The 24,312-nt window shown below is 65.5% G+C and carries 24 protein-coding genes; 18 read left to right on the top strand and 6 right to left on the bottom strand.

The genetic code is table 11. From position 1 onward, the window contains the following. Positions 1–149 precede the first annotated feature (149 nt). The 3 genes from K940_RS0122490 to K940_RS0122480 form a co-directional block, all read right to left on the bottom strand. The gene (locus K940_RS0122490) at positions 150–452 is read right to left on the bottom strand and encodes a WXG100 family type VII secretion target (protein WP_028479312.1); all 303 of its coding nucleotides are present in this window, start codon (positions 450–452) and stop codon (positions 150–152) included. A 36-nt stretch (positions 453–488) separates the two neighbouring features. After that, a complete protein-coding gene (locus tag K940_RS0122485; protein ID WP_028479311.1) occupies positions 489–806 on the bottom strand; it encodes a WXG100 family type VII secretion target in 318 nt (105 codons plus the stop codon). 495 nt (positions 807–1,301) lie between these two features. Next, complete coding sequence (locus K940_RS0122480; RefSeq protein ID WP_051407457.1) at positions 1,302–2,747, bottom strand: metallopeptidase; 1,446 nt, start codon at positions 2,745–2,747, stop codon at positions 1,302–1,304. 262 nt (positions 2,748–3,009) lie between these two features. Between K940_RS0122480 and K940_RS33795 the strand changes: the two genes are divergently transcribed. The 9 genes from K940_RS33795 to K940_RS0122435 all read left to right on the top strand — a co-directional run bounded on the left by K940_RS33795 (position 3,010) and on the right by K940_RS0122435 (position 11,112). Continuing rightward, on the top strand, positions 3,010–4,731 hold the full coding sequence (locus tag K940_RS33795; RefSeq protein WP_036529879.1) for a hypothetical protein: 1,722 nt from the start codon (positions 3,010–3,012) through the stop codon (positions 4,729–4,731). Between the two features lie 176 nt (positions 4,732–4,907). Then, positions 4,908–5,351 carry a 50S ribosomal protein L13 gene (gene rplM / locus K940_RS0122470; RefSeq protein WP_028479308.1) on the top strand — a complete coding sequence of 148 codons (444 nt, stop codon included), beginning with the start codon at positions 4,908–4,910 and terminating at the stop codon, positions 5,349–5,351. Further along, positions 5,348–5,857: a 30S ribosomal protein S9 gene (gene rpsI, locus K940_RS0122465; protein WP_028479307.1), complete on the top strand. Its 510-nt coding sequence runs from the start codon at positions 5,348–5,350 to the stop codon at positions 5,855–5,857. The genes rplM and rpsI overlap by 4 nt, the downstream gene beginning before the upstream one ends. Positions 5,858–6,100: 243 nt before the next feature. Further along, positions 6,101–7,492: a phosphoglucosamine mutase gene (glmM, locus tag K940_RS0122460; protein ID WP_028479306.1), complete on the top strand. Its 1,392-nt coding sequence runs from the start codon at positions 6,101–6,103 to the stop codon at positions 7,490–7,492. A gap of 138 nt (positions 7,493–7,630) precedes the next feature. Further along, on the top strand, positions 7,631–7,822 hold the full coding sequence (locus K940_RS0122455) for a PspC domain-containing protein (protein WP_028479305.1): 192 nt from the start codon (positions 7,631–7,633) through the stop codon (positions 7,820–7,822). A 99-nt stretch (positions 7,823–7,921) separates the two neighbouring features. Further along, positions 7,922–8,230 carry a DUF6802 family protein gene (locus K940_RS0122450; protein ID WP_028479304.1) on the top strand — a complete coding sequence of 103 codons (309 nt, stop codon included), beginning with the start codon at positions 7,922–7,924 and terminating at the stop codon, positions 8,228–8,230. 164 nt (positions 8,231–8,394) lie between these two features. Next, a complete protein-coding gene (locus tag K940_RS29955; RefSeq protein ID WP_036529876.1) occupies positions 8,395–8,709 on the top strand; it encodes a type VII secretion target in 315 nt (104 codons plus the stop codon). 33 nt (positions 8,710–8,742) lie between these two features. Next, positions 8,743–10,713, top strand: coding sequence for a hypothetical protein (locus tag K940_RS0122440; protein WP_028479303.1), 1,971 nt, complete (start codon positions 8,743–8,745; stop codon positions 10,711–10,713). A gap of 48 nt (positions 10,714–10,761) precedes the next feature. Beyond that, positions 10,762–11,112 (top strand): hypothetical protein, encoded by a 351-nt coding sequence (locus K940_RS0122435; RefSeq protein WP_028479302.1) that lies wholly within the window; start codon positions 10,762–10,764, stop codon positions 11,110–11,112. Between the two features lie 41 nt (positions 11,113–11,153). Here K940_RS0122435 and K940_RS0122430 read toward each other — a convergent pair whose 3' ends face one another. After that, positions 11,154–12,014 (bottom strand): dienelactone hydrolase family protein, encoded by an 861-nt coding sequence (locus K940_RS0122430; protein WP_028479301.1) that lies wholly within the window; start codon positions 12,012–12,014, stop codon positions 11,154–11,156. A 36-nt stretch (positions 12,015–12,050) separates the two neighbouring features. Between K940_RS0122430 and glmS the strand changes: the two genes are divergently transcribed. Next, entirely contained in the window at positions 12,051–13,934 is a 1,884-nt protein-coding gene (gene glmS, locus K940_RS0122425; protein ID WP_028479300.1) for a glutamine--fructose-6-phosphate transaminase (isomerizing), read from the top strand. An 81-nt stretch (positions 13,935–14,015) separates the two neighbouring features. Here glmS and K940_RS0122420 read toward each other — a convergent pair whose 3' ends face one another. After that, positions 14,016–14,441, bottom strand: coding sequence for a cupredoxin family copper-binding protein (locus tag K940_RS0122420; RefSeq protein ID WP_051407456.1), 426 nt, complete (start codon positions 14,439–14,441; stop codon positions 14,016–14,018). A gap of 41 nt (positions 14,442–14,482) precedes the next feature. Between K940_RS0122420 and K940_RS0122415 the strand changes: the two genes are divergently transcribed. The 6 genes from K940_RS0122415 to tsaD all read left to right on the top strand — a co-directional run bounded on the left by K940_RS0122415 (position 14,483) and on the right by tsaD (position 19,966). After that, positions 14,483–15,952 (top strand): NAD(P)H-hydrate dehydratase, encoded by a 1,470-nt coding sequence (locus K940_RS0122415; protein ID WP_028479298.1) that lies wholly within the window; start codon positions 14,483–14,485, stop codon positions 15,950–15,952. 25 nt (positions 15,953–15,977) lie between these two features. Continuing rightward, a complete protein-coding gene (gene alr / locus K940_RS0122410; protein WP_081706565.1) occupies positions 15,978–17,111 on the top strand; it encodes an alanine racemase in 1,134 nt (377 codons plus the stop codon). A gap of 78 nt (positions 17,112–17,189) precedes the next feature. After that, entirely contained in the window at positions 17,190–17,642 is a 453-nt protein-coding gene (tsaE, locus tag K940_RS0122405; RefSeq protein ID WP_028479296.1) for a tRNA (adenosine(37)-N6)-threonylcarbamoyltransferase complex ATPase subunit type 1 TsaE, read from the top strand. A gap of 55 nt (positions 17,643–17,697) precedes the next feature. Continuing rightward, positions 17,698–18,411: a tRNA (adenosine(37)-N6)-threonylcarbamoyltransferase complex dimerization subunit type 1 TsaB gene (gene tsaB / locus K940_RS0122400; RefSeq protein ID WP_028479295.1), complete on the top strand. Its 714-nt coding sequence runs from the start codon at positions 17,698–17,700 to the stop codon at positions 18,409–18,411. A 5-nt stretch (positions 18,412–18,416) separates the two neighbouring features. Beyond that, positions 18,417–18,926, top strand: coding sequence for a ribosomal protein S18-alanine N-acetyltransferase (gene rimI, locus K940_RS0122395; RefSeq protein WP_028479294.1), 510 nt, complete (start codon positions 18,417–18,419; stop codon positions 18,924–18,926). Then, a complete protein-coding gene (gene tsaD, locus K940_RS0122390) occupies positions 18,923–19,966 on the top strand; it encodes a tRNA (adenosine(37)-N6)-threonylcarbamoyltransferase complex transferase subunit TsaD (RefSeq protein WP_028479293.1) in 1,044 nt (347 codons plus the stop codon). The genes rimI and tsaD overlap by 4 nt, the downstream gene beginning before the upstream one ends. On the opposite strand, the gene K940_RS29950 is transcribed toward tsaD, so the two are convergent. Then, the gene (locus K940_RS29950) at positions 19,950–21,617 is read right to left on the bottom strand and encodes an Hsp70 family protein (protein WP_155981067.1); all 1,668 of its coding nucleotides are present in this window, start codon (positions 21,615–21,617) and stop codon (positions 19,950–19,952) included. The two genes, tsaD and K940_RS29950, sit on opposite strands and share 17 nt — an antisense overlap. Before the next feature lie 546 nt (positions 21,618–22,163). On the opposite strand from K940_RS29950, the gene groES reads away from it, so the two are divergent. Both groES and groL read left to right on the top strand, forming a co-directional pair. Next, positions 22,164–22,466 (top strand): co-chaperone GroES, encoded by a 303-nt coding sequence (gene groES / locus K940_RS0122375; protein ID WP_028479292.1) that lies wholly within the window; start codon positions 22,164–22,166, stop codon positions 22,464–22,466. A gap of 175 nt (positions 22,467–22,641) precedes the next feature. Next, a complete protein-coding gene (gene groL, locus K940_RS0122370; RefSeq protein WP_028479291.1) occupies positions 22,642–24,252 on the top strand; it encodes a chaperonin GroEL in 1,611 nt (536 codons plus the stop codon). Positions 24,253–24,312: the final 60 nt, after the last annotated feature.

Genomic DNA, 24,312 nt, shown 5'->3' with positions numbered 1-24,312 from the left:
GTGTGGCGCTGCCGACATATCGCCCAATGCATTGTCCATGCGTTTCGTTTGCCGTGGTAGCCAAAACGCTCGGCCAGGAATCCTGACCGAGCGTCTTGGTGCGGCGCTCGCCGTAGAGCAGCCGAGGTCGACGGGTTGTCGACAGGGACTCAGAACAGACCCGCCAGAGTGGTGTCGGTGCTCTGGAGGTCGGAGTTGCCGCTGCTCACCAGCTTGCCTGCGCTCTCGAGCGTGGTGTTCAGCTGGGTGATCTGTCCGTTCCACTGGGCCTGCAACGACGCGAACGCATCGTTTGCGTCGCCCTTCCAGTAGTTGGTGACGAAGTCGGTAACCTGCCTGTGGAAGTCCTCGAGCATACCCATGACGTTGCGGGCCTCGCCCACAATCGCCTGTGCGCCCGCTTCGACTTCGCCGAAGTTGGAGGCAATCCTACCGGGGTCGTTCGCTACCATAGAGAGCTCCTTGTTGTCTGTGGTTCGGCAGCAGGATCAGGGGAGATTCAGGCTGGAGACCTGTGCGGTCACCTGCTGGGCGAACTGCTGGTCTTGCTCGGCGAATTTGCGGCCCGCGTGAGCGAGGTTGTCCGAGGTCTGATCCAGTTGGTCGTTCAGCTTCCGCGCCTGGGCGAAGTAGCTGTCCATGAACGTGTCGAACGCTTGACGCGCCGCACCACTCCAGGTCGCGGTCGTCTGGTCGGACTTGTTGTTCAGTGCGATGATCGCAGTCTGCAGATCCTGGTGTCGCTGACGGCAATTGTTGACGAAGTTCGAGATCGCCTCTTCGCTCGCTTCGAGCTGTCCCGCCATTTCGGCTCCTTTCGGTTCCCGTTTCGGCCAGTGGCAGAAGCCTTGGCTGGCTTGTAAGCCTTGGTTGGCCTGGATATCTGATTGGACGCAAGGTGGGCCTGATCGGTTCCACAACGCCCGAGAAAAGTTCGGCAGTACCCTTCGAGTCGTGTAGTGCCTCAAAGGAGTCGGTAGTGTCCCGAGGGATCAGCCACCCCCACCCCGTTTCCGGCCCGTCCCTTCTCTGGGTGGCTACACATCGGCCTGCTCGCAAGGCCATGGTGCGGTCGGCCTGCTCGCAAGGCCATGGTGCGGTCGCCCTGCTCGCAAGGCCATGGTGCGGTCGCCCTGCTCGCAAGGCCATGGTGCGGCAGGTGTGCACGACCGGTGACGCCAGCGCTCAGTTCCCCTCCTTCCCCCTGCTCGCTATGGTGACGACAGCGAGCGGGCTGGCTGCGATATACCTTACCGAACCCCAATGCCTATCGCTACCAGAGGATTGCAGTTCGTACTCGGTCACGAATATCGCGACATGCATGCCTGTTCGCCATTGATGACGCCCGCACGAAACGCGTCGATCCGAGAGAAGCCGCTGCGTACCGTTTGGCCTCGAACGTCGCTGGCCGCGAGTCCGTCGGTCAGTAGTCCGGAAACCGCCTCGTCGAGATCGCCTGCGGAAAGTCTGATATCGCCTTGGCTGATCGGGCGATCGGATTCCGCGAGCTCGCTGGTGATCACGCCGGAAAGGCAGGCCGCCTGCAATCCGGTCTTGGCGCCGGACAGGTCCTGTCCACGACTGTGTTGTACCGCCAGCGTATATCGAGACACGAATACGATGTAGCCGTTGTAGTCGCCGGTCACCTCGACCGGCAACAGGTCGCTGCCATCGATCTCGACGACTCCTCGTTCGGCAAGGCGGGGTACGTCGGTCGTGATGGTGTTCGTGTCCGGGCAATACGAGACCGGCTTCGTGACGACGCCGTTGGCGCATTCGCGGTTGTTACCGGAGTAGTCGTAGGAGGGTTCGTCGCCGGCCGGCAGGATGGCATGAAGCGCTTTGGTGAGTTCGGCCAAGGATTCCCGAGTGATCGGGAACTCGCCCCGACCGCCGTCGTCGCGGAAACTCTGCGGCAGATTTGCCCGACGCTGGTCGATTTCGTCCTCGTCGATCCCCGCACACCCTGTGGGACCGTCGGTGAAACCGATCTGCACTGCGGTGACGCGTTCGAAGGCGGAGCCGTGCACGTTTGCCGGATCGTCGGGATCGGAGTCGCGCAAGGCGACGCTGGCCGCGAGAACCGAGTTGAGACCTTCGGAGGTATTGATCGTGAAGTGTTCGGCTTTGCCCTCGGCGACGTGGCGAATGAATGCCCCGGCAAGACAATCCGCTTGCTGCTCTTTGACGATCCCCGGATCGCGCCGCCCGCTGATCTGCGACAAGGTGTGTACAGCGTGCCCGTACTCGTGGGCGAGTACCATCACCACGGCCATTTTCCCGAAGGTTTTCTCCATGGCGGGGAGCAGAATCGATCGATCCCATCCGATCGAGTTGTCCACTGGGCAATAGGCGGCATTGACCAGTCGACGGGTGGTCTGCCCGCAAAACTCCACGGCCGTGGCGCGGGGGGCGGTTGCGCTCCACGACAGCAGTCGGTCGACCGGTTCGAAGTTCTTCTGAAATGCCTCGGGGAAGACGCCTCGCCAGTAGTTTTGAATGTCGTCGACGGCATTGAGCGCCAATGTATCGACCGCGCCACCATCGCCGTTGACAGCGGTGAGAGTGCTGTCGGGGACATTGCTGCGAGGCCCACTCGGTCCGCTGGTCATGGGCAGTCCGGCGACCTTGAACGGATCGTCGTAGATCGAAATCGCTGTACTGTCCACGTGCTGAGCACAGCCGCCGACCAACAGCAGTGCGCCTACGAGTGCCGTAACGAACACAGGTGTACGGACCTTCGGCACAGCTCCCCCTCCTCGGCCGGTTCGCGCAACGACGGTAACCGGATTCGGTGCGCTGTGGCGAGTCACGGGCGCCGCCGCTGTCCGGTCGATGGCATAGTATCCGCTGCATGTCTTCACCGGGGGCGCAGATCAGGACCGAGCGCCATGAGACCAGCGTCGCGATGCACTCTCGGTCGGCCGCGCACGTCCGGGCGCAGGTCGACGATGCTCACCGAGGCCCGACCACACCGGCGAGCATCTCTCTTGCGAAGCGGGCACACTTATGCCTGTGACGGTGCGAGTAGGCGCAGTGCATCTGGGTTGGGATGTGCTGTCCGTGGCTGCGGGTGGCGGGGGTATCCCGCTCCGCCCGGTGCAGGTGGAAGGTATGTGGACGCCGCCGGCCTATCTCTTGGCGGATTCGTCGGGCAGGTTGCACACGACCGGTGTGGAACGCAATCGGCCCGACCTGGGACTGGCGATCGCCGATGTGCGCGACATCCTGGGGCATCCGCACATCGTGGTCGCAGGCGCGACATGGCCTGCCGAACTGGTGTTTCGAGCGCGGTTGTACAACCCACTCGCGGAGATCGGCAAGCACCTTCGCGGCAAACCGGACCTGGTGGCACTGCCCTTCCCGGACAACTGGCCGGATGCGAAGGTGGAAATGTATGCCGCCATGCTGGAACAGCTCGATGTCGTCGTCGAGCCGCTGCCCGAGAGCGTTGCCCTGTCGGGTTATGTGCGTGCGCTCGGATTGGTGGCGCCACCAAGTCGTACCAGCCCGCGCGGGATCGGCGCGACGGGCGTACATTCCGATGGCCGCGGCATGCTGGTGGTCGCGGTGCACGGCGACGACGAGCAGCCCACCGAGTCGGTCGACGTTCCGGTCGACATCGAGGGCATGCGTGATGCTCGCTCTGCGGACAATGTCGTGATCGAGGTGATGGCAGCGGCGCGTTCGATCGGTGCGGACACTTCGACAGTGCTGTTGTCGGGTAGTGCGCGATTCAACGACGCGCTCCGGTTGGCTTTCCAGAACCACCTCGGGCATCGGCTACGGGTGGCCGACCACCCCATGCATGCGCTCGTGCTCGGCGCGGTGCACTTACTGGTGAGCGATCTAGAAGCCGCCGAAGCGGAGCAGGCCGATGTTCCGCACCCGGAATACCCGTCGGGTCCGGCCGCTCAGCCGACCGAGACCGTGGGCCGCCCTCGAGCGGACCGCGGTGGCGCGGTGAACCCGCCGCCGTCCCGGCCCGCTCCGCGCCGGGACGGCCCGGGACATCCTGCCCCACCCGACGACGTGACCCGCGGGGCGGGTGACCATGACGCGATGCGTGGGCTCCCACCGAACACGGCCGAGTTGGGCAGTCGCTTCACTCGGCCGCCGCCGGTATCGGACGAACAGCAGGCCAGCGTGTTCGACCGTCCACAATCTGGTGTTTCGGGCACTGCGGGGCCGCTTCCCGGACAGGTTGCCTCGCCGTTCGATCCAGGATTCGGACCCCGGACGGTGTCCCACCACAGCCAGTCGTATCCCGGTGGCGACCGAAGCCAGCGGCGCGGGCCGGAGGCGGGCGCCGAGCCCGACCATTTCGGCGAACCGCCTGGAAAGGGCAGGTTCTGGAACAAAATGACAGGTAACTTGTTCGGTGCCAATGCCGTTGTCGGCACGCTCGCGCTGGCCCTGGTCGCGCTTGCCGCCGGCGGCTCCGATCGCATGGAGTTCGCCGCGCGATCGGTCGGCCTCGACTCGCGAGCCGTCGTCGGCGAGGCAGAGGTCGTGGCCGGACCGGTTGCGTTCGCAACTCTTGGGGTGGGAGCCTGTCCGATCGTTCCGTATGTCATCGACGGGTCCGAGCCGGGTGTCGCCGCCGCCCGGAGGAACCAGTCGGTTGCTGGTGGCCGAGCGGACTGCGCGAAGGCTGAAATGGATACCTTGCACTACTCCATCCCCGGGGCGCCTGGTGCCAATGATCCCGGGCCGCCGACCGAGATCTGACGGGTCTGTGTGCGTACGCATCCGTGCTGGTACTCTGGCTGGCTGGCGTGTGGTACGGCCGACTGATCGTTTGTCGATCGACCGACCGTTCGCCGAGCCTCGGGTCTCCACCGGCCGCCGGGGGCACCTCGACCACACGCTCGGCTGGCAACACCGACGACAGACAGGGAAGCACTGTGCCTACGTACAGCCCCAAGGCGGGTGACGTGACCCGCCAGTGGTACGTCATCGACGCCACTGACGTAGTGCTCGGCCGCCTTGCCGTCCAGGCAGCGAATCTGCTGCGTGGCAAGGCGAAGCCGACCTACGCTCCGAATGTCGATGGTGGCGACTTCGTCATCATCGTCAACGCCGACAAGGTCGCCATCAGCGGCAACAAGCGGCAGGACAAGCTGATCCACCATCACTCCGGACATCCGGGTGGTCTCAGGTCTCGCACCGTTGGCGAGGTGTTGGACAGTCGTCCCGATCGGCTCGTCGAGAAGGCCATCAAAGGCATGATCCCGAAGAACAAGCTCGGCAATGCGATCGTGGGCAAGCTGAAGGTCTACCGCGGACCGACGCACCCGCATGCCGCCCAACAGCCCATTCCGTTCGAGATCAAGCAGGTGGCCCAGTGACCGCTCCTGAGGAATTCAACGAGGACTACGCCGAAGGATTCGAGGCCGTCGAGGCCGTCGAGGACGGTGCGGGCTACGAAGAGGCCGAGGCGCCGGCATCCTACGGCCACCACGTGATCGATCGTCCGGTGCAGACCGTCGGCCGTCGGAAAGAGGCCGTCGTTCGGGTGCGTTTGGTGCCGGGTACCGGAAATTTCGTGCTCAACGGCCGCACCATCGAGGACTACTTCCCGAACAAGGTGCATCAGCAGTTGGTCAGGTCACCGCTGGTGACCGTCGAGCGCAGCGAGGCCTTCGACGTGCATGCCCGCCTGGTCGGTGGGGGTCCGTCGGGCCAAGCGGGAGCCCTGCGGCTGGCTATTGCCCGCGCGCTGATCGAGGTCACCCCTGAAGACCGCCCCGCGCTGAAGCGCGCCGGCTTCCTGACACGTGATCCGCGTGCCACCGAGCGCAAGAAGTACGGCCTGAAGAAGGCGCGCAAGGCGCCGCAGTACTCGAAGCGCTGATTTCGCCACCTATCGACCACCGTGTCCGCGGTTGCGACGGCGGCCGCGGTGGTACGGGCACGGAGGCGGGCCGCACCTGGTGCGGTAGGGTCACTGCCGCGGCGGGCGAGAGCAAGCCCGCCAGCCAGTGCCTGTCGTCGTGCCATGCGGGCCGGCAGGTGCGCAGGGCTGAGCATGGGCACACCGGCCTCCCGCTTCCATTCCTGTCACCCGCACCGCAGATCCACCGATAAGGGGTGAGGTATGGGCCGCTTGTTCGGCACCGACGGAATCCGTGGTATCGCCAATGAGTCCTTGAGTCCGGAATGCGCATTGCGCGTATCCGGCGCGGCAGCGCAAATCTTGAGTGGCTCACACAGCTCGCCCGCCGGTGAGCAGCGCGCACTCGCAGTGGTCGGTCGGGATCCGCGAGCCAGTGGGGAGATGCTGGAGGCCGCCGTCACGGCCGGGTTGACTGCCGCGGGAGTGGATGTGCTCTTGGTCGGGGTGCTGCCCACCCCGGCTGTCGCCTATCTCACCGAGATGTACGACGCCTGCATGGGCGTGATGATCTCGGCGTCGCACAACCCGATGCCGGATAACGGGATCAAGATCTTCGCAGCTGGTGGACACAAGCTCGACGACTCGGTGGAAGATCGAATCGAGGCGCTCGTTGCTCGCGATACGCCGTGGCGTCCGACCGGCGCGCGCATCGGACGGGTGCGCGGCGCGTCGAATGCACACAACGGATCGGTGATTCCGGGTCGATATGGTCTCGCCCATAGCCATGAGCGTTACGTGGAGCACGTGATCGCGGCGACGGGACAGGATCTGTCCGGACTGACCGTCGTGGTCGATTGCGCGCACGGCGCCGCGGCCGAGGTTGCGCCGGTCGCCTATCGAGCGGCCGGGGCGACGGTCATCGCCCTCAACGCCGAGCCGAACGGCCTCAACATCAATGACGGCTGTGGTTCGACCCATGTGGACCAGGTCCGGTCCGCAGTCGTGGAGCACGGAGCCGACCTGGGGCTCGCGCACGACGGTGATGCCGACCGTTGCCTGGCCGTCGCAGCGGACGGGAGCCTTGTCGACGGCGACCGGATCATGGCGATTCTGGCGATTGCGATGCACGAGGCAGGAGAGTTGGCCGATGCCACCCTGGTCGCCACTGTGATGAGCAACCTCGGTTTGCACATTGCCATGCGTGCGGCCGGAATCACTGTGCGCACCACATCTGTCGGTGATCGCTATGTCCTCGAAGAGCTTCGGCGGGGCGGTTTCACGCTGGGTGGGGAGCAGTCGGGGCATCTGGTTCTTCCGCGATATGGAACGACTGGTGACGGAATCCTGACCGGTCTACGCCTGATGGCTCGGATGGCTGGGACCGGGCGGTCGCTGGCCGACCTGGCCGCCGTCATGGAAACTGTGCCGCAGGTATTGGTGAATGTTCCGGTCAGTGACAAGTCTCTGGTAGCGCAGGCTCCCGAAGTACGCGAGGCCGTGTTGGAAGCCGAGCGAATTCTCGCCGACTCCGGACGGATTCTGCTGCGGCCCAGTGGAACCGAAGAACTGGTGCGAGTCATGGTGGAGGCCACCGACCCGGTGCAGGCACGGCAATTGGCCGACGTTCTCGCGAAGCGGGTTGCTTCCGTATAGGGGCGGCGCCCGAGGGGAAGGCGGGTGAGGCGGCAGCGCCCGACAGTATTCGAGAGCTTCTCGAAGTTCGGTGTCGGTCGTCGAACCGATGACGGGCACACTGGAGATGTTGTGATCACCGTCGGAGGAAGAAGACTCATGAGCGCTCCCAAACGCCGTTTCACTCGCTCGAGCGACGACAAGTGGGTCGCTGGGGTGTGTGGTGGTATTGCCGATTTCGTGGGCTGGAATTCCAATCTCGTTCGTCTGCTGTTCGTGGTTTCGTGCCTATTGCCCGGCCCACAGGTATTGATCTATCTCGTGCTGTGGCTGCTCATGCCGACGAAGTGAGCTGCCACGCTGCATCCGGTCGTCCGGGATGTCAGGATGGAGTGAGGCCGTTTCGGCGGTGTCGCACTATCGCACGAGTTCATCGAGGAGGAGAATTACATGGCCGGGTCGGGCGAATTTCCAGGACTGAATACCCCCGACATCGATTCGTCCTCGTCCCTGAATGGATTGGGCCCGATCGAACTGCAGCAACCCACGCAGGACATCGATGGTGACGGTGTCCTCGACTCCGTCACCACCACCAACGACGGGACTGTCCAGGTCTGGACCGACTTCGATCATGATGGCATCGCCGACCATGTCAAGATCGTGGAAGAAGACGGCGACTATGCCGCATGGGAATTCCACCGTCGTCCCGACGGTACCTCGGAGTGGGTTCGCACCGATAAGGGCAGGATCGGTAACTGACCGGACTCGCCTCCTCGGTGTGGCTTTCCCAGCCGCTGCACTGCGGTCATAGACCCGCCGGCACGGCAGACGCGTAGAGGTCCACCGCGCAACGCAATCGGGATGCCGGTGAACGGCATGAGGCCGAGCCCGCACCCGCGAGTGGAAACGACGACGGAGGATTCGTGAGCGAGTCGGACAGGGTCGGGGTTCACACGGCCGAACTCGCTGCGCTGGGTAGCGATTACCGGCGCTCGGCAGACTCTGTTCGTCAGCAGGCCGCACGTGTTGTCGACGGTGTTTTCGGCAGCGACAGCAGTGACGCGGGACGCAACTACCTACAGCATGCCGCCGCCGTGCATCGAGGATTGGAACGGATCGGCACGTGGCTGCGGAATTGGAGTGACGCCACCGCCGAGACGGCCGACACGCTCGGTGTCGCAGTCGTAGCCTACGAGAAGACCGATCGGCAGCGCGCCGCGCGGACGAATGCGTTGTGATACCGGCGAGTACGACCTCGAGGAGTCGGGACCATGGCCGTTTCCTGGCAGGGCAGGACGATCGACGCCATCTTGGACGAAGGCAGCCCCGGACTGCGCTACTGGGTGGAGTTCATGCCGCTGTACCAGGCGGCGTTCGGCGGCACGGAAGACCTCGAAACAGTCTTGGCGCGGTACGACGAACAACGTGGCATGCGAGTCGAAAAGTTCGAGTACACCGGGCAGCTGCTGAAAGGTGCGCTGACCGAAGCCGACACCCAGTGGCGCGCGCAGCGCAGCTACACCAGTCGTCTACCCGGTGTCTGGCAGGGAACCGCCGCGACGGCTGCCCTCGGCATGTTGAACGAACAGTCCTTGCTGGCCGAGGCGGACCGGCAACACGCCTGGGATGCATGGAAGGCCATCGACCCGATGGCGAATTCGTTGCGCTATGCGGTCGGCGCGAAAGCAGAGGTCGTGCTCGGATTGCTGGAGGATGCGGAAGACGGCAGGAAGGTCGTGACCATCGGTGGCAAGTCGGCCGCGGATGTGCGGGTCTTGGTCGAGGTGCACCACGCGCAGGACTGGATCAGCGGGAGCCACGTCCGCGACCTGCGCCGGATTTTTCCCGCACTCGACGAGTTCGGTGACCATGATGGTGACAAACAGTCGTTGACCGACGCCTACGGCGAAATGATTCGCGGCACGGTCGATGCGTGGTTGCGTAGTCCATTCAAGCAGGATTTCGAAGCGAAGCTGTCCCGATACATGGATGCCTGCCAGCTGACCGACGATCATTTCACGTTGCAATACCAGAATCTGACCGGTGCATTGGCGGCAGTTTTCGAACGGGACTACCCGCGGCCGCTGCCGACCACGCATACGTCCGGCTACGAGGGTGCCGAGATTCCTGCTGCGCCGACGAGGTCCGGCTGGTCGTCATCCCTCGTGACCTCGGCCGACCATGTGCCGAGTTCGCTTCCCGCTGATCTGGCGTCCACCGCACCGACCATGTCGACACCGTTCGGTCGGTCGCTTCCGTTCGTGGACGGCTTGGCCGGTCTCGAACGTGGAGGAGATGGATTGCCCTCGTCGACGACGAGTCTCACACAGACGGTCGGCCGAGCAATCACTGTCCTCGGTGGAATGGTCCGCGACGGGATCGATGATGTGATCGACGGGCTCGGGTCGGGTTCGGTTGGGTTGTCCGCAGATGCTGCCTCGGGCAGGTCGTCGAGCACAACCCCTGCGGAGTCGATGCCGGCTTCGTTGTCGCCATCCTCGCCGATGTCGGTTTCGACGGTACCAACGCAGTCTCTGGAAGGTTCGGCCGAGTTCGGCGGCGATGCGGGAAGGTCGCCGGCTTTGGCAACGAGTTCGGCTCACAGCAGCGACGACGATGCGGCGGCGCTCGGCGCGACCGTCGAACACGAAATCGATGGAGCAGTGGAAGAGCATGCAGCGGTGCTCGATTCGAACAGTCGATACGACACTGGAGCAGACGGACTACTCGCAGAGCAGGAAAGGCTCGGTGGCTCGAAGGCCGAGTTCGAAATCGGCGGAAAGCGAGCAACGTTCGGGTCGGGGTCCGATGGCCAGGTGACGCTCGTGCTGTCCGACGGGGCAGGACAGTCACAGGAATTCGAACTCGACCTCGACGAGGAGGGGATGCCGGTCATCTCGAGGAGTGAGCCGGCGCTGCCTCCCCACGCACCGATAGGTATCGGCCAGGGCAATCTTGTTCCAGGTCGGCCTGTTCCAGACCAGCCAGTTCCAGACCCGGACGAATCAGGTGAGACCTTGCCCACCGCAGAGCAGGGCACGGCTGATTCGGCGCAGCGAAACGAGACCCCGCCTTCGGGTGGAAACGATGCTCCGCCGGTTGCATCGGTCGACTCGCCACCGCCCCGGAATCCCGATGTGGAGCGCGAGCGGCGTGCGGAACCGGTTCCACCGGAGCGCACCTCGAAACCTGCTGACCCGCCCGACACCGGCGCGGAATTGGCAGAGGCGGGACCCCTGTGAACGTGGCAACGGCCCCACCGTGGCGCCGGACGAAGGAGGGTAGGGCACATGGTGAACTACGGGGAGGAAGCCAGGCGCCTGTCCGAGGAGAATCGGCGGCGGATGGCGATGTTGCTCGAGGAGATCCACGATGTCACAGAGCAGACCGCGGCGGCGAGCCGAGAATTCGCCGATCGTCTCGCCGCCGATATGGACCAGCTCCGAGCGGAGCGTGCCGAGCAGACGGCGCACAGCGGTGTCGAAGTCGAGGAGAAGCAACGACCCGAGGCTGCAGCGTGGGCTCGCCGGGCGGCCATCGCCCGGTCGGTCGCTGCCCGCAAGGCGACCGATCTGGTCACGCCCGTCGATGAGCAGGACGAAGAGACAGAGTTCTACCAGCGCAAGAGCTGGCTGATCTGAATGCTCCGCAGCTACTGCGGGACGGCCGTCGCCGTCGATCACTACCGTCGCAGTAGCGTGACCATCCGGCCGACCGTCTTCAGCTTCTGTGGCTGCTCCTCGCGTGGTGCGGTGGGGTCGACGACTGCAGTGTGCGGGATCGTCGCCTGGGGATCAGCGAATGGTCGGTAGGTCTTGTCGTCGTTGAGCGTGGCGAGCAGGTACCCGGCCAGCAGGGCGCGAGTGAGTCGTGCCGTCCTCAATTCGTGCTTGCCGGCGCCGACGGCTGTCAGCAGCCGGCGGCCTTCGATGATGCCGTTGTGCGAGGCCTTGTCGAGGGCGCGCAACAGCGCTGGGCCGCTCCACGTGGTGGCCATCGGGATGGCATTGGAGCGGATCGAGCCGAGGTCGGTCGCGCCGGCCAGGATCAGTGCTGGCATGTCGAGTCCGGGCGCGAGTCCTTCGGCGGCAGGGGCCGTGGGTGCCGGGAACAGGCTTGCGACCGTGGCTACCGGACGTTGACCGGCAGCGATGACTGCCGCGCCAGCGCCCATATCGTGTCCGGCCAGGGCAAGACGTTCGGGGTCCACGCTGATGGCGCCGTCTCCGAGCCGTACGCCGGTACAGATGTCGAGCGTGGTGAGCAAATCGGTCGCCAGTCCCAGATGTGACGGGATCGGACCGCGCTCGGTATCCGGGGCAGCGGCCACGATGCCCCACGAGGCGAGGTGTTCGAGCAGTCCGCGGTAGTGTCCGGCACTGGTCAGCCAGCCGTGACCGAATGCGACGGCTGGGAGGTTCCGTCCCGACTCGGGGGTGTACACCACGCCCGGTTGGCCGGCGATGGCCAAGTTGCCACGCAGCACGCGGTGGGGACCGCGACTGGTCAGGGCGCTCAGAAGCGATTTCACAGACACCGACACGACACGAACGTTATCGGATAAGTAGGGTGTTGATCCATGTGCGGAATCGTGGGGTACGTCGGGTACCGAGACGCCCTCGGCGTCGTCGTCGACGCATTGCGCCACATGGAATATCGAGGCTACGACTCCGCGGGTGTGGCGATTCTGGACGGCGCGGGCGCGCTGAGGGTGGGACGCAAGGCGGGCCGGCTGACCAATCTGGAATCCGAGCTGTCGGAAATCGGCATCGGCCGTTTCGTTGGGACGACCGGTATCGGACATACCCGCTGGGCGACCCACGGCGCGCCGACCGACCGCAATGCACACCCGCATCGCGATCACAGTGGCACGGTCGCCGTGGTGCACAACGGGATCATCGAGAACTTCGCGCCGTTGCGCCGTGAGCTGGAGGATGCCGGCGTCGAGTTGGGTAGCGACACCGATACCGAGGTCGCCGCTCACCTGGTGGCTCGTGCCTACGCCCATGGCCCGACCACCGGTGATTTCGTGGCTAGTGCGTTGGCCGTGCTACGCCGCCTGGAGGGTGCGTTCACGTTGGTTTTCACCCACGCCGACCACCCCGACACGATCGTGGCGGCGCGCCGCTCCACGCCGTTGGTCGTGGGTGTCGGCAAGGGGGAGATGTTCATTGCTTCGGACGTGACAGCGTTCATCGAGCACACGCGTGAGGCGGTCGAACTCGGCCAAGATCAGGCCGTGGTGATCACCGCGGACAGCTACCTCGTCACCGACTTCGCGGGTGACGAGGTTGGTGCGCAGACCCGTGCGTTCACCATCGACTGGGACCTGGCTGCCGCGGAGAAAGGTGGCCACGACTACTTCATGCTCAAAGAGATCGAGGAGCAGCCGACCGCGGTCGCAGATACCTTGATCGGTCATTTCGGCAGCGACGGGGCCGGCGCCGGTCGCATCGTGTTGGACGAGCAGCGTCTCGGGGACCAGGAACTGCGTGATGTCGACAAGGTGTTCGTCGTCGCGTGCGGCAGCGCCTACCATTCCGGACTCCTGGCCAAGTACGCCATCGAACACTGGACACGATTGCCGGTCGAGGTCGAATTGGCCAGCGAGTTCCGCTACCGTGACCCCGTCCTGGACCGCTCGACGCTCGTCGTGGCGATTTCCCAGTCCGGCGAGACCGCGGATACGCTGGAGGCGGTGCGCCATGCCAAGGAGCAGAAGGCACGTGTTCTCGCTATCTGCAACACCAATGGCGCGCAGATTCCACGGGTGTCCGACGCGGTGCTCTACACCAGGGCCGGGCCCGAAATCGGGGTTGCCTCGACCAAGGCCTTCCTGACTCAGGTCACGGCGAATTATCTGGTCGGACTGGCTTTGGCGCAGGCACGTGGCACCAAGTATCCCGATGAGGTCGCGCGCGAGTTCGCTGAACTCGAGGCGATGCCGCGGTTGGTGGGTCGGGTACTGGAAACCGCTGCGCAGATGCGGACCATTGCACGCGAACTGGCGCACGTGCAGACCGTGTTGTTCTTGGGCCGGCACGTCGGGTACCCGGTGGCGTTGGAGGGGGCGCTCAAGCTCAAGGAGCTTGCGTACATGCATGCCGAGGGTTTTGCTGGGGGTGAGCTCAAGCACGGGCCGATCGCTTTGATCGAGGATGGGCTTCCGGTGATCGTGGTGATGCCGTCGCCGAAGGGTCGCGCGGTGTTGCATTCGAAGTTGCTGAGCAATATCCGAGAGGTGCAGGCCCGGGGCGCGCGTACGATTGTGATCGCGGAGGAGGGTGACGATACCGTCCGCCCGTTCGCTGATGATCTCATCGAGATTCCGAGCGCGCCCACGTTGTTTCAGCCACTGTTGTCGACGATTCCACTGCAGATTTTCGCTGCCGAGGTGGCGCAGGCGCGTGGCTACGACATCGACAAGCCGCGCAACCTGGCGAAATCCGTCACTGTCGAATAGGCCCCGACGGCCGCGAGAGCCGGATGGGGTCCGGCCGGCTCGGAGAGCGCCGGGCGGGTCGATCAGCGGTATCGGGGGGCGCTATTCGACAGTGATCGACCCGCGCATCTCGGGATGCAGTGTGCACAGGTACCGGTACGTGCCCGCGGTGGTGAACGTATGGCTCCATTCGCCCTTGTCGATGATGGGGCTGTTGATGCCCATGGCCCTGTCGCCGATTCCTTGCACGGTGTGCGGGACGCTGTCGTCGAATGTCCAGACGACGGTGTCACCGACCGCGATGCGCAGTTCGGCGGGAGAGAACCTCATGTCCGTGACGCGAACGGTGGCCGTGGCGGGCTTGCTTTCGTTCGTCTGCTCGACGATCGTGGTCGGGCCGACCGATTGCGTCGTCGTCGGCGCCACCGGGTCGGTGTCCCCGCCGCACCCGGACAGCAGTAGCGCACCGGAGAAGGTGACTCCGGTGACAACTCGCATGGCCTTGGTGCAGCAGCGGACGCTCGGCATGACGGCCCAGCGTAGTGGATCACAGCAACGGAGGAGTGGCGATGTCGGCGTTACGGAGCTATTTCACCGTCGGCGAGGTACGCGCGGCCGAAGCCGAGTTGTTCACCCGTGTGCCCGAGGGGGTACCGATGCGGCGTGCCGCGCACGGATTGGCGACAGTAGTGGCCGGTGAGCTCCGCGAGCGCTGCGGCGGTGTTACAGGGCGCGCAGTGACCCTGTTGGTCGGGTCCGGGGACAACGGCGGTGACGCGCTGTGGGCCGGCGCGTTCTTGCGTCGTCGAGGAGTGGCAGTGACCGCGGTGCTGTTGGATCCAGCGCGCGCACACACGAAAGGGCTTGCCGCACTACGCAAAGCCGGCGGTCGGGTCACCGATCGGGTCGAGGCCCCGGATCTGGTGGTCGATGGCATTGTCGGGATATCCGGCCGCGGCGGGCTACGCCCGCATGCCGCGAAACTCGTTGCGGCGTTGCATGCTCCGATCGTGGCGGCCGACCTTCCCAGCGGTGTCGACCCCGATACCGGCGCGGTCGACGGCCCCGCCGTTCGGGCGGACGTCACGGTTGCGTTCGGCGCCTACAAACCGGTGCATGCGCTCGCGGCGGTTCAGTGTGGCCGAATCGAGTTGGTCCCCATCGGCTTGCGGCTCCCGGAGCCGAGTCTCGGCGCGTTGGAACCTGCCTCGATCGGCGCTACATGGCCGGTCCCCGGCCCGGCGGACGACAAGTACACCGGAGGAGTCACCGGCGTATGTGCCGGCAGTGCAACGTATCCGGGCGCTGCCGTGCTGTGTGTGGGTGCCGCTGTCGCCGCGACCTCGGGTATGGTGCGCTATGCCGGATCCGCGGTGGACGAGGTTTTGAACAGGTTCCCGGAAGTGATTGCCACGCGGCGGGTCGCTGACGCTGGACGCGTGCAATCCTGGGTTTTCGGTCCTGGGGCGGGCACCGGCGCCGTCGCTCGCGAACGTCTTGCCGAGATTCTTTCCACCGAACTTCCCGTGGTCGTCGACGCCGACGGTCTCACGCTGCTGGCTGCCGAGCCGGATATGGTGCGTAACCGCACAGCTGCGACGGTGTTGACGCCGCATGCGGGCGAGTTCGCTCGCCTCACCGGCTGCCCGGTGGGCGCGGATCGGGTCGCGGCAGTGCGCGACCTCGCAGAATCCTGGCAGGTGACCGTATTGCTCAAGGGCCGCGCGACTCTGGTCGCGGCGCCGGAGCGTTCGGTCCTGGTCAACGAGGCGGGTGGGTCCTGGGCGGCCACCGCTGGGGCGGGTGACGTGCTGTCGGGGGTTCTCGCAGCTGTACTCGCCGCGGGAGGTGACCCCTGGTGGTCGGCAGCCGCAGCCGCCCGCGTGCATGCGCTGGCGGCGAATCTGGCCGCGCACACCGACGCGTCTGCGGGCGCCCCCATCTCGTCCAGTCGCCTGGTGACTCACCTTCCCGAGGCGATCGGCGTTCTGCGTCGGCTCGCGAGCCCGGACCGTGCTCAGTCCCGACCACCAGGGTGATGCGCGAACAGTGTCTTCGACGCGAATGGCAGGATCGGTAGCCGTGAACGCACTGGTGGAAACTGTCGTCGATCTGGATGCCATTGCCCACAACGTGCGGATTCTGCGGGAACACGCAGGCGATGCCGGGGTGATGGCAGTGGTGAAGGCCGACGGCTACAACCATGGATCGATCGAGGTGGGGCGGGCAGCGCTGACGGCTGGAGCGAGCGAACTGGGTGTCGCGACAGTGGCGGAGGCGGCGCAGTTGCGTGCCGCCGGGATAACGGCGCCGATCTTGTGTTGGCTCGACAGCGCCGACGCGGATCTCACGGCCGCGGTAGCCGCCGACGTCGAGATCGGTGTGTCCTCACGGGTGCATCTGCAAGCGGTCGCCTCGGCGGCGCGCGAGCTGGGCCGTACCGCGACAGTCACGGTGAAGGTGGATACCGGCCTGAACCGCAATGGTGCCGCACCGGATGAATACTCGCCGCTGTTGGCGGCGGTGCGCACGCTCGTCGATGAGCATACGGTGCATTTCCGTGCGCTCTTTTCGCACCTCGCGCGCGCCGATGAACCCGAACATCCTGCCAATGACCTGCAGCACGCGCGGTTTCTGGACGCGATCGCTGCGGCCAAGGAACACGGCCTGGAGCCGGAGTTGGTGCACCTCGCCAATTCGGCTGCCACTTTGACCCGTCCAGACCTGGCTTTCGACCTGGTCCGGAGCGGCATCGCCGTATACGGCCTGTCCCCGATTCCGGACAACGATTTCGGCTTGCGTCCGGCGATGACCTTCCAGTCCCGAGTCGCGCTTGTCAAGGAGGTTGCCGCGGGAGAGGGAGTCTCCTACGGTCACACGTGGATCGCACCGCGCGATACGACCATCGCATTAATAGCTGCTGGCTATGCTGATGGTGTGTTCCGTGGTTTGAGCGGCCGGTTCGATGTACGGATCGGTGACACCCGATATAGAAATGTCGGTCGAGTGTGTATGGATCAGTTCGTGGTCGAACTGGGTGACAATTCGAGCGGCGTCGTAGTAGGGGACACAGCTGTGTTGTTCGATGAGCAACCGCATGCTCAGGAATGGGCCGATCTGCTCGACACCATCCACTACGAAGTGGTGTGTGCTCCACGCGGCCGAACCGCCCGACGCTATCGAGGGGGTGCACGATGAGGCGGGCGCACGGGTCGAACGAAACCGAACCGGTGCCTGGTGCTGCCCCGATCCGCGGTGAGATTCCGGAGGTGGCTGGTGGCTGAACGACAACGCCGGGTCCTGCCCACGGTCGCCGACACCGAGGCGCTGGGCCGCGAGCTGGCCGAGAGTTTGCATGCCGGTGACTTGGTAGTGCTGGACGGCCCACTCGGCGCGGGTAAAACCGCACTCGCTCGCGGCATCGCCGACGGTTTGGGTGTGCAGGGCCGGGTCACCTCACCGACGTTCATCATCGCGCGCCAGCACCGTGCCGGACATCGGGTAGGAGCCCCCGCGGTACCGCTGGTGCATGTGGACGCCTATCGGCTCGGTGGCGACCTCGACGAGTTGGACGCTCTGGACCTGGATGCCGATCTACATCAGGCCGTCATCGTGGTCGAATGGGGCCGGGGGGTAGTGGAACACCTTGCCGAGCGGCACCTGCGCGTGCAGTTGGCTCGTGAGCCGGATTCGGATGTGCGCACCGCAGTCTGGGAATGGGTAGATTAGCCATTAGGTAGCTCTGCATCGGCAATCGCTACCACCCGGTATCGTTGGGTCAATCATGCTTGTACTAGCCGTCGATACCGCGACGCCCGCTGTCACCGCGGGACTGGTGGATGTGCAGCGGGGCACCGGCGCCGCAGACCCTGTCCACGTACGTGTCGTCGCTTCCCGGGTGCGGGTCGACCCCCGCGCCCACGCCGAGGTGCTCACCCCGCAGATTCTGGAATGCCTCACCGCGGCAGCTTGTTCCAGGACGGACATCGCGGCGGTCGTCGTCGGCGTCGGTCCGGGACCGTTCACCGGTTTGCGCGTCGGAGTGGCGACCGCGGCCGCATTCGGCGACGCACTGGGTATCCCGGTGTACGGCGTGTGCAGTCTCGACGCGATCGCCGCCGATGCTGCGGCCGATCTTTCGGTGCCGTCCACGGAGCGTCCGCCGACCGCCGAGCTACTCGTGGTGACCGACGCACGTCGGCGTGAGGTGTACTGGGCGCGTTACCGTGACAGTGTCCGCGTAGCCGGACCCGAGGTCTGCCGACCCACCGACCTCGACGGCGGGCCGGCCACGGCGATCGTCGGGTCCGCCTCGCATGTCGACTTCTTCGATCTCCCGGTGCTCCCGGTCGAGACACCCTCACCCGCGGGACTGGTGCGGGTGGCGGCGGCCGAAGTGCTCGCCCGCGCTGTACCGGCGCCGTTGGTCCCCTTGTATCTGCGCAGGCCGGATGCAGTCGAGCACGCCCATCGCAGACTCGATCGGACCGGAGCGTGACGCCGGTGGCTTTCCGTATCGAACCCATGGCGGCTGCTGACGTTGCACGGTGCGTCGAACTCGAGCAGCTGCTGTTCCCCGAGGACGACCCATGGGCTGCGGTGGCCTTCCATTCCGAGCTGGCTGGGCCGCACAACCGCTATATCACTGCGCGCGATGACCAGGGGCGAACGCTTGGCTACGCGGGTATAGCCCTGTTGGGCGACCGCGCGCACCCCGAAGCCGAGGTCCACACCATCGGCGTGGATCCGAGTTGCCATCGCGCAGGTATCGGTACCCTGCTACTCGAGGCGTTGCTGGTGGAGGCGGACAGGCGCGGTGGACCGGTGTTCCTCGAGGTCCGCACCGACAACGAGCCTGCGATCGCGCTGTATACCAAGCATGGCTTCCATATCATCGGACTGCGGAAGAACTATTACCATCCCAGCGGCGCCGACGCGTACACGATGCGTCGCCCCGCGCTGTCGGGCCACCGCGCACGGCACGCCGGCACTCCGGACGAGGTGCTGTCATGATCATCATGGGAATCGAGAGTTCTTGCGACGAAACCGGTGTCGGTGTCGTACGCAGGAATTCCGACGGCACCTGCGAGTTGCTCGCGGACGAAATCGCCTCCAGCGTCGATCAGCATGCGCGCTTCGGGGGTGTGGTTCCCGAGATCGCCTCACGTGCACATCTCGAGGCGATCGTGCCCGCGATGCGTCGTGCGCTGTCCGTTGCCGGCATCGTGAAGCCGGATGCGCTGGCAGTGACCGCCGGCCCAGGTCTGGCCGGTGCGTTGCTGGTCGGTGTGGCCGCGGCAAAGGCGTACGCAGCGGCATGGGACGTACCCTTCTTCGCGCTCAACCACCTCGGCGGCCATGTTGCCGTGGATACGCTCGAACACGGGCCGATGCCGCCGTGCATTGCGTTGCTGGTCTCCGGTGGCCATACCCACCTGCTGCACGTCACGAATCTGGCCGAGCCGATCGTCGAGTTGGGCAGCACCGTCGACGACGCAGCGGGTGAGGCTTTCGACAAGGTAGCGCGGCTGCTCGGGCTGGGCTTTCCTGGTGGTCCTGCGCTCGATGCCGCTGCGGCAACCGGGGATCCGGGCGCCATCGCATTCCCCAGAGGCATGACCGGGCCACGTGATGCACGTTACGACTTCTCGTTCTCCGGTCTCAAGACTGCGGTCGCCCGATATGTGGAGCGGGCGCAGCGGCAAGGGATCGGTGCCGACCAGCTGCCGATCGCCGACATTGCGGCATCGTTCCAGGAATCTGTTGCGGATGTGCTCACTCTGAAGGCAATTCGCGCTGCCCGCGATGTCGGTGTCGACACCCTGGTGCTCGGTGGGGGAGCGACGGCGAATTCACGTATTCGATCGATGGCCGAGGAACGGTGCGCCGCGGCCGGTGTGACTCTGCGGGTGCCCAGGCCCAGGTTGTGTACGGACAACGGCGCAATGATCGCGGCGTTGGGCGCGCATGTGGTCCCGGGTGGCACCGCGCCGTCGCCGCTGACGGTCGGAACCGATCCGGGCCTGCCGGTGTCGGTCAGCCTCGTCCGCTGAGTTGCGGAAACCGATCCGGCGTGCGCCCAGCGGCCCTTGGATCCGTTTCCGACGTGGCGTCGAGGCCGGAATCCCCGGGGTGCTCGGGAGGTGGTCTCGTGCCGAATCGGTTCGGCGCGATGAGCTGTCGAGGACTCGACGCCGACCCGGAGTCGGCCGGTGGAAGATACGGCGTGCCTGATTGTGGTGGCACGTGGTGCGGAGTCGACCCGGTATCGGGCGGCGGCTCGGCGCTCGGTACGGTCGGGTCCGGTGGTGCTTCCGGCGGGGGTTGCCCGGGTGTGTGCGGATTGCCCAACATCGGGGCGAGGAGCTCGGGAAACGGGATCAGCGGAAGGTCCGGATCGGGGCGCAGCGTGAGCTGAGTCGGGGTCACCGTCGGTGTACTCGACGGAATGCTGCTGCCGTCGGGGTGCGCTTGCGTAGTTGTCGTCTGTCGAATGCCGCCGCTCGAGGGCTGAGCTGTGTATTGCGGGGCGGGGTGGTCGGATTTCGGGACCGCAGATGTCGGGGGCGAAGTGGGTGTCGGCAGGCCGGAGGTGCTGTTGGTGGTCCCGGCGGGAGAGACGTCGTTCTCCGAGGTCGGCGCGAAGGTCTTCACGCCGTAGCCGATGATCAGGCCGACGACCACGATCGCGCCGGCCAGCGTACCGAACACTTTGGCGAAGGCCCCGGTCGGGGCTTCGCCGAGGTGTGCTCCCGCTGGGCCCGCCGACGCTTGGGCGGTATCGGCGATCAACGCTGCGCCCTTTGCGGTCACCGCCTCGGGGTCGGGCACGGTGAGCACTGGCACATCCAGTGCGGTGGTGAGCGTATCGACCACTGTCGGAATATTGGCGCCGCCTCCGATCACCGCTACTGCTTGGGGTTGCTGTGGCGCCCGCGCGAATGTGGCCGTGACGAACAGCGTCATGCTGTGCAATAGGTCGGCAACCAATTCCTCGAAGTCGACTCGGGTCAGTTTCACTGGGCGCCCTGCGACATGGTCGACGGTGACCGAGGTTGCGACCGACAGGTGTTCCTTGGCCGCGCGGCCGCGATTGGTCAGCATGCCGCGGTTCGGGCGCGCGCTGCGCCGGGCGAAGTGCAGCGCAACCAGATGTTGGTAGATCAGTTCGTCGATGGCCTTGCCGCTGACGGAGGTCGTGCGATCGGCGCGCAGCGGGGCCCCATCGGCCTGGTCTGCGATTGTGACGGTCAGGCCGGAGGCGCCGAAGTCGACGATGGCGACCGTGTCGTAGCGGGCCAGCAGACCTGTGTGCCGAAGATATGTCAGCGCGGCGGTGCTTTCCGGGATCAGCTCCAGTTCGTGCCGTCTGCCGGTGGCCGAACGAATGAGCTGGGCCTGCTCCTCGGTCCGGTAGGCGACTGCGACGCTGGTGGGCGGCGGAAGGGTGGCGGACTCGACATCGCGATGCATACCCGCGAAACGTCGTCCCACGGGTGGGGTGATCTGGTGCGGAGCAGAGGTGGCCGGCAATTGGGTCGTCATCAGCTCGATCGACGAGGCCACCAGGTCACCGAGATCGGATCGGGCTGCGTCGGCGGAGACAACGCGATAGTCGAAGATCTGGGTGCCGTTGGACCTGGTGGATACCAGCGCTGAGCACACGACCTCGGTTCCGGCGGAGATGCCGAGGGATGTTCGCATGTTCACCTCCCTTCGCGTGGATGATCGGTGCGTCGCCGACCATCTCGGTGGACCATGGGACCGCTGTATGGACGACACGCGACCCGGACCGGAATCGAACCGTTCCCCTCGAGGTCGGGCGCGATCACCGAGCATGGATCACGTGCGATATGTGGTCGTGCAGCGTCGCGTGCCGTCGACAGCGCGGCGCGTGGCCGCGCTCGCCGCCGGCCGGCGACGAGCGCGGTGACCGGATCACGACAGTCGTCGATGGTGTCATGATCCGTTATCTGAACGTTACTGTTTTTCCGAACCGATCGCCAAGAGGCGAGTGTCGTGGGCGTGCCGCGCCACGCTGGCACCGCCCAACCTTGAGCGCTGGCACTCGCATGTATAGAGTGCTAGTCGGCACTGTGTGTAGTGCTTGTGCCAGCAATTCGACCACTGGGCAGAGGTCCCGGCACCCGCGACGACGGGGCTATGCGCAGGGTCGGCATCGTGACCGAACCGACGAGTCCGGGACAGCAGTGCCGGACGACCGAATCCCCTGAAAGTGGAGGGCTCAACGTGGCGAGCGTGAACATCAAGCCGCTCGAGGACAAGATCCTCGTCCAGGCCAACGAGGCCGAGACGACGACGGCCTCCGGCCTGGTCATCCCCGATACGGCGAAAGAAAAGCCGCAAGAGGGCACCGTTGTTGCCGTCGGTCCTGGCCGGTGGGACGACGAAGGCGAGAAGCGCATCCCGCTGGATGTCCAGGAGGGTGACACCGTCATCTACAGCAAGTACGGCGGCACCGAGATCAAGTACCAGGGCGAGGAATACCTCATCCTGTCGGCGCGCGACGTGCTGGCCGTCGTCACCAAGTAGCCGAACACTCGTGTGTTCCGCCCCGGTGTCTCCCGCGACCCGGGGCGGAGTGCATTCGGTGTGTACCGACACCCGGCGCAGAACCCAGCGGCGCGAGCGACGGATCCGGAGGCGGCAGCTCGTATAGTCACGCAGGACCCGACGGCGCCGCAATCCGATACAGGAGCGAAACCCCATGGCAAAGCAGATCGAGTTCGACGAGAACGCTCGTCGAGCCCTGGAACGCGGCGTCGACCAGCTCGCCGATGCCGTAAAGGTCACCCTCGGCCCGCGTGGACGGCATGTCGTGCTCGCAAAGTCCTTCGGTGGCCCGGCGGTGACCAATGACGGCGTCACCATCGCGCGCGATATCGAACTGGAGGATCCGTTCGAGAACCTCGGCGCGCAGCTCGTCAAGAGCGTCGCCACCAAAACCAACGACGTGGCCGGCGATGGCACGACCACAGCAACAGTTCTGGCCCAGGCGCTGGTTCGTGCCGGGCTGAAGAACGTTGCGGCAGGAGCGAATCCGATCGCGATCGGTTCCGGCATTGCCAAGGCCGCCGACGTCGTCTCCGAAGGGTTGCTTGCGATGGCCACCCCGGTCTCCGGTGAGCAGGCCATTGCGCAGGTCGCGACGGTGTCGTCTCGAGACGAAGAGATCGGCGAGATGGTCGGCAAGGCGCTCACCACTGTCGGTCAGGACGGTGTGGTCACCGTCGAGGAGTCCTCTGGTCTGCAGACCGACCTCCTCGTCACCGAAGGTGTGCAATTCGACAAGGGCTACCTCTCGCCCTATTTCATCACCGATCCCGACAGCCAGCGTGCCGTTCTCGAGGACGCGCTCGTCTTGTTGCACCGCGAAAAGATCAGTTCGCTGCCGGACTTTCTGCCGCTGCTGGAGAAGATTGCCGAGTCCGGCAAATCTGTTCTCATCGTCGCCGAGGATATCGAGGGTGAGGCGCTGTCCACCCTGGTGGTCAATGCGATTCGTAAGACGATCAAGGTCGTCGCGGTGAAGGCGCCGTTCTTCGGCGATCGTCGCAAGGCATTCCTCGATGACCTGGCCGTGGTCACCGGCGGCACCGTGATCAATCCCGACCTGGGCATCTCCCTGTCCGAGGCGGGTCTGGACGTGCTCGGCACGGCGCGCCGCGTCGTGGTCACCAAGGACGACACCACCATCGTCGATGGCGCCGGCTCCGACCAAGACATCGAAGCTCGCATCGCGCAATTGCGTCGTGAGATTGCGGCCACCGATTCCGACTGGGACCGTGAGAAGCTCGAGGAGCGGCTGGCGAAGCTGGCCGGTGGCGTGGCGGTGATCAAGGTCGGCGCGGCTACCGAGACTGCTCTCAAGGAGCGCAAGTATCGCGTCGAAGACGCGGTGAATGCGGCAAAAGCCGCTGTGGAAGAGGGCATCGTTTCTGGTGGTGGCACCGCCCTGGTGCAGGCGAGCGCCAAGCTGGGCGAGCTGCGCGAGTCGCTGTCCGGTGACGAGGCAGTCGGCGTCGCGGTGGTGCGTACCGCGCTGCAGGCGCCGTTGTACTGGATCGCCACCAATGCGGGCATGGACGGCGCCGTGGTGGTCGACAAGGTGACCACCGGCAAGGAGGGCTTCAATGCCGCTACGCTCAGCTACGGTGATCTGCTCACCGATGGCGTCGTCGACCCCGTGAAGGTGACTCGCTCGGCGGTGGTGAACGCGGCCTCGGTCGCGCGCATGGTGCTCACCACCGAGAGCGCCGTGGTCGACAAGCCCGCAGAAGAACAGGATGACCACAGCCACGCCGGTCACATGCACTGATCCGGCACGGTATCACGCTGTATTCACGAGGCCCCCGAACATCGGTTCGGGGGCCTCGTG

Source organism: Nocardia sp. CNY236, from assembly GCF_000482385.1.
In the GTDB taxonomy this organism is placed as follows: domain Bacteria; phylum Actinomycetota; class Actinomycetes; order Mycobacteriales; family Mycobacteriaceae; genus Nocardia.
Note: the sequence above shows the minus strand (reverse complement) of the source record. Positions and strands in the feature narration are given on the sequence as shown.